The organism is Hymenobacter terrestris (assembly GCF_013377905.1).
Classification (GTDB): Bacteria; Bacteroidota; Bacteroidia; order Cytophagales; family Hymenobacteraceae; genus Hymenobacter; species Hymenobacter terrestris.
This window is the reverse complement of record NZ_JABKAV010000084.1, coordinates 1-12084: the sequence shown is the minus strand read 5'-3', so window position 1 is coordinate 12084 and position 12084 is coordinate 1. Positions and strand designations below refer to the sequence as shown.

Here is a 12084-nt window from a genome sequence, read left to right as displayed (position 1 = left end):
CCACTATTTTGTTCAGTTTCTATTTTGTGCGAGGGGGGGGGAGAACGAACGCAACCGCCCCTACATCGTGCTATAACTTACTTCATATCAATCACCATTCATCCAAACATGCGGCAGTGGCTGGCGTTTCTGGGGTTGTTGCTGGCAGTGCTGCTGCCTGGCAACGCCGGTGCCCAGAACGCCGCCCCTACCCCGCCGCGCACTACCCGCATCCTATTTCTGCTCGATGCCTCGGGTTCGATGCGGGCACCCTGGGAAGGCGCGCAGCGCTGGGACGTGGCCAAGCGGCTGCTCTCGAAAATGGTGGACTCGCTCAATACCTACCCCAACCTAGAGTTGGCCTTGCGCGCCTACGGCCATCAGCACGACAACAAGGAGAACAACTGCGAGGACTCGCGGCTCGAAGTACCGTTCGCCCCAAAAAACGCCGCCGCCATCAAGTCCCGGCTCAAAACCATTCAGCCCCGCGGCAACACGCCCATCACCTACTCGCTCTTACAGTCGGCCAACGATTTTCCGGCCGACAAGCAGGGCCGCAACGTGCTGATTCTGATTACCGATGGCCTTGAATCGTGCCAGGGCGACCCGTGCGCGACTTCGCTGGCGTTGCAGCGCAAGCGGGTGTTTTTAAAGCCCTTCGTGATTGGAATTGGGGCCGAGCGGGAGTTTGGCAAGCAGCTGGAGTGCCTGGGCACTTACTATAACGCGGCCGACGTCAGCACTTTCCGCACCATCCTCAACGACGTGGTGGCTCAGACGCTGGCCAAAACCACCGTGGCCGTGAACCTGACCGACGAGCGGGGCCGCCCAGTAGAATCAGACGTGAACCTGACGTTTACCAACAACGTCACGGGCCAGCCCGAGTACAACTATGTACACTACCGCAACGCCCAAGGCCAGCCCGACGCCCTCGATATTGACGCGCTACAGAGCTATGATTTGACCATTAACACGGTGCCGCCGGTACGGGCGGCCAACCTGGCCATCAAGCCGGGCCGGGCCAACGTGCTCACCTACAAAACGCCCCAGGGCACGCTGCGGCTGCAAAACCCCAACCTCTCGCCCAACCCCTACGGCCGGGTGCAGGCTGTAGTACGGGCCCGCGGCAACCCCGAAACGGTGGTGTCCCTGCCCTTCGGCAACCGCCAGAAGTTGTTGGCCGGCGACTACGAAGTGGAGCTGCTTACCCTTCCCCGGCAGCTGCGCCGCATAACTGTAAAGCAGGGTCAGGAAACGGCCGTCACCTACGACGCGCCCGGCATCCTCAACATTATCTCCGACTACAAAGGCTACGGCAGCATCTACCAGCTTGGCCCCGACGGGGAGCAGACGTGGGTGTACGACCTGCCCAACGGCAGCAGCAGCAAAATCAACCTGCCGCTGCAGCCGGGCGCTTACCGTTTTGTGTTCCGCACCGCCACCGCCATTAGCAGCCGCTTCACCGACGTCCGCAACTTCACCATCCGCTCGGGCCAAACCAGCTCGGTTAGCTTGTTCGGACGATGAAACGAATACGAGAACGTGTCATGCTGAGCGGAGTCGAAGCATCTCTACCGCAATGGTAACCCTAACATCAGAAATTACTACTGCAGTAGAGATGCTTCGGCTTCGCTCAGCATGACGTTCTTTCAACCAACGAATTCCAGACCTTAAGTCCCCAACATCCCATACAATGAAAGACTTTCCCTACACCGAATCGAAGGATACCCGCAGCGGCTTTGGTGCCGGCCTGCACCAGTTGGGCCAGACTAACCCAAACGTAGTGGCCCTGTGCGCCGACCTCATCGGCTCGCTTAAAATGGATGCCTTCGTGAAGGACTTTCCCGAGCGGTTCTTCCAAGTGGGTATTGCCGAAGCCAACATGATGGGCCTGGCGGCCGGCCTCACCATTGGCGGCAAGATTCCGTTTACCGGCACGTTTGCCAACTTCAGTACCGGCCGGGTGTACGACCAGATTCGGCAGAGCATTGCCTACTCGGGCAAAAACGTGAAAATCTGCGCCTCCCACGCCGGCCTCACGCTGGGCGAAGACGGTGCCACCCACCAGATTCTGGAGGACATCGGGCTGATGAAAATGCTGCCCCACATGACCGTCATCAACCCCTGCGACTACAACCAGACCAAGGCCGCCACGCTGGCCATTGCCGACTACGAGGGCCCCGTGTACCTGCGCTTCGGCCGCCCGGTGGTGCCCAACTTCACCCCCGCCGACCAAGAGTTTGAAATCGGTAAGGGCGTACTGCTCAACGAGGGTGCCGACGTGAGCATCTTTGCCACCGGCCACTTGGTTTGGAAGGCCATCCTGGCCGGCAAGCTACTGGCTGATAAGGGCATCAACGCCGAAATCATCAACATCCACACCATCAAGCCCCTCGATGCCCGCATGATTCTGGAATCGGCCCGCAAAACGCGCTGCGTGGTCACGGCCGAGGAGCACCAGATGAACGGCGGCCTCGGCGACTCCATTGCCCAGCTGCTGGCCCGCGAGGAGCCGCTGCCACTGGAAATGGTGGCCGTAAACGACTCGTTCGGCGAGTCGGGCACGCCCGACCAGCTGATGGAGAAGTACAAGCTTAATGAAACGGCCATTGTGGCTGCCGTGGAGAAGGTAATGGCGCGGAAGATCAAGTAGTTTTTTGCTGGAACCTAAATGATTAACTGCCCCGGTCGCACATGTTGCGGCCGGGGCAGTTAATCATTTAGGTTCCTATGAATACAACTTCTACAACCATATTTCATCAACTCGACGCTGATACACGTCTTTTGATTTATCCCAAATACCATAGCTCACAAAGCTGATTTTCGGATAATGTAGGACTGTACACTCACTGTTTTTCTTACCGTCTCTTTCAACGGTTGATTCTGTGATGTAGACTTGCCTACGGTTGCTTCCAACTGTATCTAACTGGCCGTACTGGGTAATCACATCAGCAAAGATATTTTTGGATGGCTGAATACCTTGACTGGTTACTATTGGGGCATTAGGCCCGAACTCAATACGCTTTACCAGATGTAGTTCTTTTGGCTGTGCAGAATTTCTTATTATAAAATGAATATCATCTTTTTTATAACTAATTAAGCAACCATAAGAGGTTTTATTTTTGATTGTTACCATACCGTTTTCAGTGAAACGAACGGAGCTACGGTAGCCTGGAATTACCCTCGTTTTATGGCGTTTACCCAATACCAACCTGACGTCTGAAAGCGTAGATTTACCAATCTGCAAACCCCGATAAACTGAGTCACCTTGAAGTACGGTTTGGCCTAGCGCTGAATTATAACATCCCGTTATTATTAAAAAAATTAATATAATTATCATAATATTTACTTTAAAATGACTGACCGCCAATCGTTTTATCTTCTCCCTGCTGATCTCGCGCCACCAAAGCCTGCGCTTCGTCCCGATTGATTTCCTGAATGTATTTGGTTTTGAGTTGGTCGTAGAAGCCGTGGCGGTTGACGAGGTTGGACACTAGGTTGGCCAGCAGCGCCGTGAGCATCAGGTAGAAGATGATGTTGTGGCTGTTAGTCATCTCAATCACTAGAATAGACGAGGTGAAAGGGCTGCGCGTGACGCCCGTCAGGAAGCCGACCATACCGCAGAGCACCAGCAGGTTGGTAGCGGTGTCGGAGAGGTACATCCAGCCCGCCACCACGGCCCCGATGCTGGCCCCGGCGCTGAGCGCGGGCGCAAAAATGCCGCCCGCTGCGCCGGTACTGAACGAGAGAATCGGGCCGATGATGCGCAATAGCGGCACGTACCAGGCCAGATGCTTGTGGTCGGTGAAGAGGGTTTCGAGCATAATTTCCTTGCCCGAGCCAAACATGCGCTCATCCACCAGAATAGCCAGCAGGGCAATGGCCAGCCCGCACAGCAGCGGAAATACCGTTTTTCGGAAGCCCGACGTAAGGCGCTCCTTGCGCCGCATGATGTAAAGGATGACCTCACCCATGCCGCTGGCCGCAAACCCGCTGATGATAGCTACCAGCATCACCACAAAAATTATCCAGACGGGAATGTTGTCGAGGCGCGGGTAGCCCAAATACAGGTAGGGCCCAAGCAGGTTGAGGGCGGTAAGGCCGGCAATGATAACGCCGGTGAGTAGTGCCGATTTAAAGAAGTTCAGATGGGTGCGCGTCAGCTCCTCGATGGCAAACACAATTCCGCCCAGCGGCGTGTTGAAGGCCGAGGCCAGCCCGGCAGCCGCCCCGGTAATGAGCATATTGCGCTTCGAGATCTTAGGGTACCAGCCCGGCAGCCAGCGGTTGATTTGCCGGAAGATGGCCGCCGAAATCTGAATAGTAGGGCCCTCGCGGCCCACTACCCCGCCGCCCAGAACCACTACCAGCGAGCTGAGCACCTTGATGCCAATGATGCGCAAACTCAGCAGCCGGCCGACTTTGTAGTTGTGGCGAGGGCTTGACAGGTCGATGGCGGCCGTCACCTGCGGGATGCCGCTGCCCCGCGCAAACGGCGCATAGCGGTTCACCAGCCACCAGCCCACCAGCAGGCACAGCGGCGTGAGCAGCACGAAGGCCCACTTCGATTCGGGCGAGTAATGGTACACGTAGCGGGTGCCGGCCTCGGCCCAGGCAAAAAGCTTGGCGTAGAGCACCGCCACAAGCCCCGTAATAACGGCCCCCACCCAAAACGGCAGCGCGTTGAGCAGGTCGCGCTTGAGGTGGATATTGTCGAAAGCATCGAAGCGGTACTTAAGGTGCTTTCTGATTCTATCCAGCGTACTTATCATGCAATGGCGGGGTTCAGCTGCAAAGTTGGGCATTTTGAGCGAAGCCCGTAAGAATGCCGTAGGGGCGCAGCGAAGCCCCGCCCCTACTTCGTTTGCCCTTCCTCCGAATTCTCGACCCGAAATTTGGGGGCCTCGTAGTCTTTGGGCAGGTAGCTGACGGGGATGGTCGTCTGGCTGCCGTCGCGCATGGCGCGGTAGTGGGGCGACATAATTTCGACGCCGGCCTCGTTGAAGCGGTCCTGGATGTTTTGGTGAATGCGCGAGTAGATGCCGGCCTGCCGGTTGGCGGCGTGGGTGTAGAAGTTGAGCTCGTAGGCCACATACCAGTCGTCGAGGCTAGTCTGGAGTACGAACGGGGCGGGTTCGGTCAGCACTTCGGCATCGACGGCGGCAGCCAGCAGCAGCTGGTGCACCTGGGGCCAGGGCACATCGTAGCCGATGGTAACGCCGGTATGCATAATCAGGCCCAGCGTGGGCGCCACGGTGGAATAGTTGGTGGTGTAGGAGCTCATCACCGAGGAATTAGGAATCGTAATTTCCTCGTTCTTGATGGTGCGGATGCGGGTAACGAGCAGGGTTTTCTCCACAATGTCGCCCGTGACGTCGCCGATTTTTACCCGGTCGCCAATTTTGTAGGCCCGCATGTAGGTGAGCACCAGCCCGGCCACGATGTTGGAGAGCGAACCGGCCGAGCCAAACGTGAGCAGAAAGCCCAGAAACACCGACACACCCTGAAATACCGGCGAATCGGAACCCGGCAGGTAGGGGAAAATCACAATCAGCGCAAAAGCCCACACCAGTATCCGCACAATCTGGTAGGTAGGGTTAGCCCAGTCGGGGTAAAAGCCGTCGATGGTCAGGTTGCCGGCCCGGATTTCTTCCTTGATCGAATAAACCGCCTTGAGCACGTAGCGGAACACCGTCACAATCACGACGATGGTGAACAGGTTGGGCAGGTAGCTCCAGAAGGCCAGCGCAATGCGCTTCAGCGGGTTGAAAACGTAACCCAGCAGCGTATCGGCAATATCCTGGGTGCCGGGGAAGATGCTGAACACTACCGGCAGCACCAGGTAGATGGCCAGCAGTACCACCACCCATTTCAGCACCGTCAGTAGCAGCAGCACGGCGCTGAGCTGGCGCTGCTCATTGAAAAATTCGTAGTTGCCAAACTTAATTCCTCTGAACCAGGTGCCTTCCTTGGCCACCAGCTTCAGGCTCACCCAACGAAAAAACGCAATAATGTACTTCACCGTGAAGAAAAGCACGATAAGTACGAGCAGCGTCAGGCCAATTTCCTTGGCGATGTTGAGCAGGCTGTTCTGCTGCTTGTAGGCCTGGATGGCCGTGATGATGCGCTGCCGGTGTTGGCGGGCCAGCGAATCGCGGCTCACGTTGTGCCAGAGCGCGTCGTTTTCGCTGATGCTCTGCAGCACCTGCTCACCGTACATCAGGTCGGTGCTCTGCTCCGAAGGGTAGATGCGCAGCGAGTCGGGGCTGAAAAAAACGGCCTTTTCGAGGCGCTTGATTTTCTCCTCCGTGAGTTGGGCCCGTTCCTGGGGCGAGAACGGTCCGAGCCGGGTGTACACGTAAAACAGCGTGTCGTTGTGCGGGGCCACCGGAAAGCCTTTGGCATTCACCTTCAGCGAGTCGATGTACCGGCGCGAACGGGCCTTGCGCAGCGAATCGACCTGGCGCAGGGTGCCCAGCTCGGCTACCAGTTCCCGCTCACGGCGCTTATCGGCCGACGTGCTCTTGAGTGTCAGCAGCTCCGTCTGGATTTCCTCTAGGCGGCTGGTGTTGGCCCGCCGCATCGAGTCGATCTGGCGCAGCACTTTGGTATCGGTTATCAGGTCTTCGGAGCGGGCCGATTCCTGGGCCGTGGTTGGAACGGGGGCGCCAACATCGGCCTTTGGGCCCGCCGGAGCCTGTTTCATGGGTGGCGGAATCACCTGGGCTCCGGCCGGCAGCAGCGTACCTGCCCACAAAACCAGCGCACAAAGCGCAAAACGAATAGTCATAAAGAAACAGCTTGCTGCGGCTGCCAGCCGCCGAAAGGTTGAGTTTGGAAAGTAATGATAGGCAAAAGCTCATGGCTTTGGCGCGGCCGGCAATCCGGTTCAGACCGGCCTATAGTTTTAATCGGCCAATCGTTCCGGGTAGCCGCCCCTACCTTTGCACGCCGGAGCGTAGGCGGCTTTTAAAATTACGCTGTGCCCCAAGGCACGCTCTGGCGCCCCTTTCCTGCTGTGCTGCGCCTATGCTCAAACCCTACCTCCTATCAATTGCCTTGCTGCTGGGCCTGATTTTGCCCGCCCGCGCCCAAAGCCTGCCAGTAGCCGATACGGTGCTCATTGTGTATGCGGGCCAGCTGACGGGCGCTTACAGCAGCGGCGGCGTCAACCGGACGCTGCTCTCCACCAATCAGGATATTACCATCAGCCGGGGCCAGCACTTCGGCCTGCCGCTCAACGGCCGCTTTGCCTACGGCAAGCAAAACGGACTGCTACAGGAGCGTGAGTTACTGGTCAACACCACTCCCTACTACTGGCGGGGCCGTTTTCGGGCGTATGCGCTGGGCGGATTCGAGCAAAGCAACCTGCGCGGCATTACGCGGCGGGTGCAGCTGGGGGCCGGGCCGGGCTGGGCCCTATATTCCGATTCGCTGGGCCGCGAACTGGCCGTAAGCAACCTCCTCATCCGCGAGCAAACCAACTTCCTCGACGGCCGCAGCGTGGTAACGGCCCGCAACTCGGCCCGCCTGAAAATAGTGTACTCCTACAAAAACCTCACGTTCAACTCCACCACGCTCTACCAGCCTTCCCTCGAGAAGTTCAGCAACTTCCGCTTCAGCAGCGTGTCGTCGGCCGCCCTCAAGCTCATCAACAACCTGGCCGTCACCTTCGCCTACAACTACACCTACGACTCGCAGTTCAGCGAAGGCAAGGTGCCGGAAAACACCAACATTACGGTGGGTTTTTCCTACTCGACCAGCCGCTAGCGGAAACCAACGAAACAGCCAACTCCTATTCGGCCGGCGCCAGCGGATGGGCGGATGGGCCCGGCAGGTTTTTGGCCGCCACCGCACCCCGGTACAATACCATGCAGATGATAAAGCGCAGAAACCACCCACCAGTCCCCGCCGATTGGGGCGACATCAAGACAGTAGCGGCCACATCGAATACCAGCAGCCCGATAGCCAGGTAAAAAGCCAGTGGGCTCTGCTTGGTGCGGGCCCACCATTCCAGCCCGATAAATAGCGCCCCAAACCCGACGGTGCCATACCCCATGCCCAGTTCCTGCAGCGCGTCGACCTGTCCGAATTCCGCTACCAGTCCCAGGCCGATGTTCAGGGCGGCCACCAGCCAGAGCATGTACCGACCCTGCCGGAGCTGCTGCTGCGGATCGGTGGCGCTACCGGGTAGAGGCCGGCCATCCAGCAACAACTCCACCTGTTGCTGGCCCATCGAAGACTGAAGCTGCGCCGAGAGGTTACGACCATCGGGCAGCGCAAACGTTACACCCTCTTTCAGGGCCTTGCTCGAATTCAGGCGCCCAATCTCCTGCCCTTGGTAGCTTACCGCAAAATTGCGCCACAACATGCCCCAGCTTATTTTCAGGGATTCAGTCCGATCAGAACTCAAATAGTATATTTTGGAAGCCACAATCAGGAAAGTAAAGGATGAGGGATCTTAGCAGGGTGCAATATGGCAGTTGGGGTGAGATGAAAAAAGTATTGCGTCGTGTTACCGTAAAAAAAATATCTGGCGTTAAACCCCGCGCCCAAGCCGGCCTCTAACCCGCCAAATTCGCCCTTACACCACCCGCTCGCCTGCGCCCTTTGGAAGACCAGGAGATACTTGCCAAGTTTCATGATCCGGCCGCCCGCAACGTGGCCTTCAACCAGCTTGTGCGCAAATACCAGCGCCAGGTGTACTGGCATGTGCGCAAAATGGTCATCAACCACGACGACGCCGACGACCTGACCCAGGATGTGTTCATCAAGATCTGGAATCATCTGGAAGGTTTCCGGCAGGATGCCTCGCTTTACACCTGGATTTACCGGATTGCCACCAACGAATGCCTGAGCTGGCTTAAAAGCAAGCGCCACAAGTTTCTGCTGCCCCTCACCGACGTCACGGCCGAACTCAGTGCCCAGCTTGAAGCCGACAAAAGCCTGGCCGGCGACGAAATTGAGCTGAAGCTGCAAAAAGCCATCCTCATGCTGCCCGACAAGCAGCGGCTAGTGTTCAACCTACGCTACTACGACGAAATGCCCTACGAGCAGATGGCCGAAGTAACCGGCACCAGCGTCGGGGCCCTAAAAGCCTCTTATCATCACGCCGCAAAAAAAGTAGAAGCACAGATGTTGCAGATGGTTGGATGACGCCGATTCGTTCTGGCAACCAAGTGCTGGCTTCATCAGGTAATCAGTATCAGCCGCCCTATCCACTCACCTGTACCGTTTGTGATTTAAACCTATTGCCCGCTACCTCCTCTAAGCACTATGAACACGCCCTTCAACCTGGATGAACACCGCCGCAACCGGCCCCGGCCCACGCTGGCCCCGCCGCCCGAGCGCTACTTCGAGCAGCTGCCGATGCGGGTGATGCAACGGGTACAAATTGCTCCGGCCACCATTGCGCCCGGCTGGGGCTGGCTGGCGGCCCTCACCGCCCCAATGCGCACTGCACTGGCTTCGGCCGTAGTACTGGGCGGCTTTGCGGCTGCATTCTGGCTGACCCCAAACGCGCCGCTAACCGCCACCAGCCCCGATGCCTTGGCCCGCGTGCCGCAGGAGCAGCTGCTCAATTACCTGCTCACCACCGACCAGCGTATTACCCTGGTCGATTTGGCCGAGGTGCCCGGCACCGCCAGCGCCACCCCCGCCAGCACCTACTGGCAGGCTTCGCCCACCGAATTGCGCGAGCTGCTCGATCAGCAGTCTGCCGACGAGAGCTATCTATAAACCCCGCTTTTTCTTTTTTTCGCTTTCCTTTTATTCCTATGAACTACCTGTTTCGCACCCTGCTGCTACTGAGCCTGCTAACGGCCGGCCTGCTGCCCGAAGCCGTTGCCCAGCGCGGCGGCGGGGGCCAGCGGCCGGCGCGGCTAAGCCAGCTCGAAAATGCCCGCGTGGCCTATATCACCCAAAGAGTCGCGCTCACCCCCGATCAAGCCCAGAAGTTCTGGCCCGTTTACAACGAGTTCACGGGCAAGCGCCGCGACCTAAACCAGCGCCTGCGCCAGCTGCGTCCCAGCCAGACCGATGCTTTGAGCGACCAGCAGTTGCGCGACAATTTCAACCTGTCGTTCAAGCTCCGTCAGCAGGACATCGAACTTGAAAAAGACTACTTCGAACGGTTTCAGCGCGTTATCAGCGTGCGGCAGGTGGCGGCCCTGTTCCTGGCCGAGCGCCAGTTCACCCGCGAAGTGCTCAAGCGGGTAGCCGAACGCACCAACCCCCGGGGCCCGGCCGGCGGCACCGACGACTAATCACCCACGACCAGCCACATAGTCACCCACGCAAAAGCCAGCCGTTTCGCACCACCACGCGCAGCGGCTGGCTTTTGCGTGGGCGTCCGGGCGTATCTTTGCGCTATGCTTACTCCTCGCCAGCTTTTCCTGCGCCATCAGGCCCAGACCTCCGATTTTCCGCTGCTGCTGGAAATTGAGCGGGCTGAAGGCGTGTACATGTACGCCCCCGATGGCACCCGCTACCTCGACCTGATTGCCGGTATCGGCGTCAGCAACGTGGGCCACCGCCACCCCCGGGTGCTGGCTGCCATCCAGGGCCAGCTCGATAAGTACCTGCACCTGATGGTGTATGGCGAAGTAGTGCAGGCCCCGCCGGCCCAGCTGGCCCAGGCTCTAGTGGCCACACTACCCGCCCGCCTCGACAACGTGTACTTCACCAATTCGGGCACCGAGGCCGTAGAAGGCGCCCTGAAGCTGGCCAAGCGCCACACCGGCCGCACTGGTCTGGTAAGCTGCCACAACGCCTACCACGGCTCCACCCACGGCGCCCTCAGCATCACCGGCTCCGAGGGCTTCAAGAACGCCTATCGGCCCCTGCTGCCCGATGTGCGCCACATCCGCCACAACAACTTCGACGACTTGCAGCTCATAACTGAGCACACGGCGGCCGTAGTGATAGAAACCGTGCCGGGCGAAGCAGGCGTGCGCGTACCGGCTCCCGGCTATCTGCCAGCCCTGCGCCAGCGTTGTACCGAAGTGGGCGCGCTGCTGATTCTGGACGAGATTCAGTGTGGTTTCGGCCGTACGGGTACGTTCTGGGCTTTCGAGCAGTTCGGCATCGAGCCCGACATTTTGCTTACGGCCAAAGGTATGGGTGGCGGTATGCCCATCGGAGCCTTTATTGCGCCCCAGGCCATCATGGCGGGCTTCAAAACCGACCCTATTCTGGGCCATTGCACCACGTTTGGGGGGCACCCGGTTTCGTGCGCGGCCTCCCTGGCCACGCTCCAGGTTATTCAGGAAGAAAATCTGCTGGCCGATGTAGCTGCCAAAGCCGCCCGCTTCCGCGACTTGTTGGTACACCCATCAATCCGGGAGGTGCGCAATTGTGGCCTGCTAATGGCTGTCGAGTTCGACTCGTTCGAAGTGCTCAAGCCCCTCATCGACCGGGCCCTCTGGGAGCAGCACCTGCTCACCGATTGGTTTCTGTTCTGCGACAACTCGTTGCGCATTGCCCCGCCCCTTACCATCACGCTAGAGCAGATTGACGCAGCCTGCGCGGGCCTACTTAAGGCAATTAAGAGTTGAAAAATGCACCTGTATCAAGCGCTCCAATGCGGGCCGTTTCATTAGGTTGTACGGACAATTATCGGAGCCATATGAGGGCGGAAATGAAGTGTATCATTGCCAGGAAACTGCTGGCTGTTTTATCATAGCACGTGGCCAAGCGGCGAAATTGCTTGAGGCGGCTGAAAAAGCGTTCGACTTTGTTGCGGTCGCGGTACAAGTTGCGGTCAATCACGCGTTGCACGAGGCGATTCTTTTTGCTGGGGATGACGACTTGTGCGCCCAAGGCTTCAACGGCCGCTACCACCGCGTCTATATCGTAGGCTTTATCCGCCAACCCGTTGCCCGCCCCTTCGGCGCCCGCCAGTAAGTCAGCCGCCCGTCGGCTTGATGGCCGGGCCCAAGCACTACGCACAACGGGTTGGCCAGCGCGTCGACCACGACATGTATTTTTGTCGTCAGCCCGCCGCGGCTGCGGCCGAGGGCTTCGTTGCCAACGCGGCTTTTTTTCGGCTACCCGCCGCCTGCGCGTGGGCCCGCACGACGGTCGGGTCGAGCATCACCCAGTCTA

12 protein-coding genes are annotated in these 12084 nt (G+C 58.6%); 7 read left to right on the top strand and 5 right to left on the bottom strand.

Annotation, left to right across the window (positions count from 1 at the left end; all coding sequences use genetic code 11):
- The first annotated feature begins 108 nt into the window (after positions 1 to 108).
- Positions 109 to 1506: a vWA domain-containing protein gene (locus HW556_RS16775; protein WP_176901274.1), complete on the top strand. Its 1398-nt coding sequence runs from the start codon at positions 109 to 111 to the stop codon at positions 1504 to 1506.
- 166 nt (positions 1507 to 1672) lie between these two features.
- The gene (locus tag HW556_RS16770; RefSeq protein WP_176901273.1) at positions 1673 to 2632 is read left to right on the top strand and encodes a transketolase family protein; all 960 of its coding nucleotides are present in this window, start codon (positions 1673 to 1675) and stop codon (positions 2630 to 2632) included.
- Positions 2633 to 2722: 90 nt separating this feature from the next.
- Here HW556_RS16770 and HW556_RS16765 read toward each other — a convergent pair whose 3' ends face one another.
- The 3 genes from HW556_RS16765 to HW556_RS16755 all read right to left on the bottom strand — a co-directional run bounded on the left by HW556_RS16765 (position 2723) and on the right by HW556_RS16755 (position 6769).
- Entirely contained in the window at positions 2723 to 3226 is a 504-nt protein-coding gene (locus HW556_RS16765) for a hypothetical protein (protein WP_176901272.1), read from the bottom strand.
- Between the two features lie 103 nt (positions 3227 to 3329).
- Positions 3330 to 4751: a chloride channel protein gene (locus HW556_RS16760; RefSeq protein ID WP_176901271.1), complete on the bottom strand. Its 1422-nt coding sequence runs from the start codon at positions 4749 to 4751 to the stop codon at positions 3330 to 3332.
- Positions 4752 to 4834: 83 nt separating this feature from the next.
- Positions 4835 to 6769, bottom strand: a complete 1935-nt coding sequence (locus tag HW556_RS16755) for a mechanosensitive ion channel family protein (RefSeq protein WP_246289702.1) — start codon at positions 6767 to 6769, stop codon at positions 4835 to 4837.
- A gap of 239 nt (positions 6770 to 7008) precedes the next feature.
- Between HW556_RS16755 and HW556_RS16750 the strand changes: the two genes are divergently transcribed.
- On the top strand, positions 7009 to 7749 hold the full coding sequence (locus tag HW556_RS16750) for a DUF481 domain-containing protein (protein WP_176901270.1): 741 nt from the start codon (positions 7009 to 7011) through the stop codon (positions 7747 to 7749).
- Positions 7750 to 7774: 25 nt separating this feature from the next.
- On the opposite strand, the gene HW556_RS16745 is transcribed toward HW556_RS16750, so the two are convergent.
- Positions 7775 to 8350 (bottom strand): hypothetical protein, encoded by a 576-nt coding sequence (locus HW556_RS16745; protein WP_176901269.1) that lies wholly within the window; start codon positions 8348 to 8350, stop codon positions 7775 to 7777.
- 239 nt (positions 8351 to 8589) lie between these two features.
- On the opposite strand from HW556_RS16745, the gene HW556_RS16740 reads away from it, so the two are divergent.
- From HW556_RS16740 to HW556_RS16725, 4 genes are all read left to right on the top strand, one after another.
- A complete protein-coding gene (locus HW556_RS16740; protein WP_176901268.1) occupies positions 8590 to 9135 on the top strand; it encodes an RNA polymerase sigma factor in 546 nt (181 codons plus the stop codon).
- A gap of 120 nt (positions 9136 to 9255) precedes the next feature.
- Positions 9256 to 9717: a hypothetical protein gene (locus HW556_RS16735; RefSeq protein ID WP_176901267.1), complete on the top strand. Its 462-nt coding sequence runs from the start codon at positions 9256 to 9258 to the stop codon at positions 9715 to 9717.
- 38 nt (positions 9718 to 9755) lie between these two features.
- The gene (locus HW556_RS16730; protein WP_176901266.1) at positions 9756 to 10244 is read left to right on the top strand and encodes a hypothetical protein; all 489 of its coding nucleotides are present in this window, start codon (positions 9756 to 9758) and stop codon (positions 10242 to 10244) included.
- A 105-nt stretch (positions 10245 to 10349) separates the two neighbouring features.
- Positions 10350 to 11534, top strand: a complete 1185-nt coding sequence (locus tag HW556_RS16725) for an aspartate aminotransferase family protein (RefSeq protein ID WP_176901265.1) — start codon at positions 10350 to 10352, stop codon at positions 11532 to 11534.
- 58 nt (positions 11535 to 11592) lie between these two features.
- Here HW556_RS16725 and HW556_RS19055 read toward each other — a convergent pair whose 3' ends face one another.
- Positions 11593 to 11820: a transposase gene (locus HW556_RS19055; protein ID WP_394354141.1), complete on the bottom strand. Its 228-nt coding sequence runs from the start codon at positions 11818 to 11820 to the stop codon at positions 11593 to 11595.
- Positions 11821 to 12084 lie beyond the last annotated feature (264 nt).

Bases quoted from the DNA above. Each gene is read 5' to 3' on its own strand.
- HW556_RS16725 (WP_176901265.1), top strand. From the start codon at position 10,350: ATGCTTACTCCTCGCCAGCTTTTCCTGCGCCATCAGGCCCAGACCTCC.
- HW556_RS16730 (WP_176901266.1), top strand. From the start codon at position 9,756: ATGAACTACCTGTTTCGCACCCTGCTGCTACTGAGCCTGCTAACGGCC.
- HW556_RS16750 (WP_176901270.1), top strand. From the start codon at position 7,009: ATGCTCAAACCCTACCTCCTATCAATTGCCTTGCTGCTGGGCCTGATT.
- HW556_RS16760 (WP_176901271.1), bottom strand. From the start codon at position 4,751: ATGATAAGTACGCTGGATAGAATCAGAAAGCACCTTAAGTACCGCTTC.
- HW556_RS16745 (WP_176901269.1), bottom strand. From the start codon at position 8,350: ATGTTGTGGCGCAATTTTGCGGTAAGCTACCAAGGGCAGGAGATTGGG.
- HW556_RS16775 (WP_176901274.1), top strand. From the start codon at position 109: ATGCGGCAGTGGCTGGCGTTTCTGGGGTTGTTGCTGGCAGTGCTGCTG.
- HW556_RS16735 (WP_176901267.1), top strand. From the start codon at position 9,256: ATGAACACGCCCTTCAACCTGGATGAACACCGCCGCAACCGGCCCCGG.
- HW556_RS16755 (WP_246289702.1), bottom strand. From the start codon at position 6,769: ATGACTATTCGTTTTGCGCTTTGTGCGCTGGTTTTGTGGGCAGGTACG.
- HW556_RS16770 (WP_176901273.1), top strand. From the start codon at position 1,673: ATGAAAGACTTTCCCTACACCGAATCGAAGGATACCCGCAGCGGCTTT.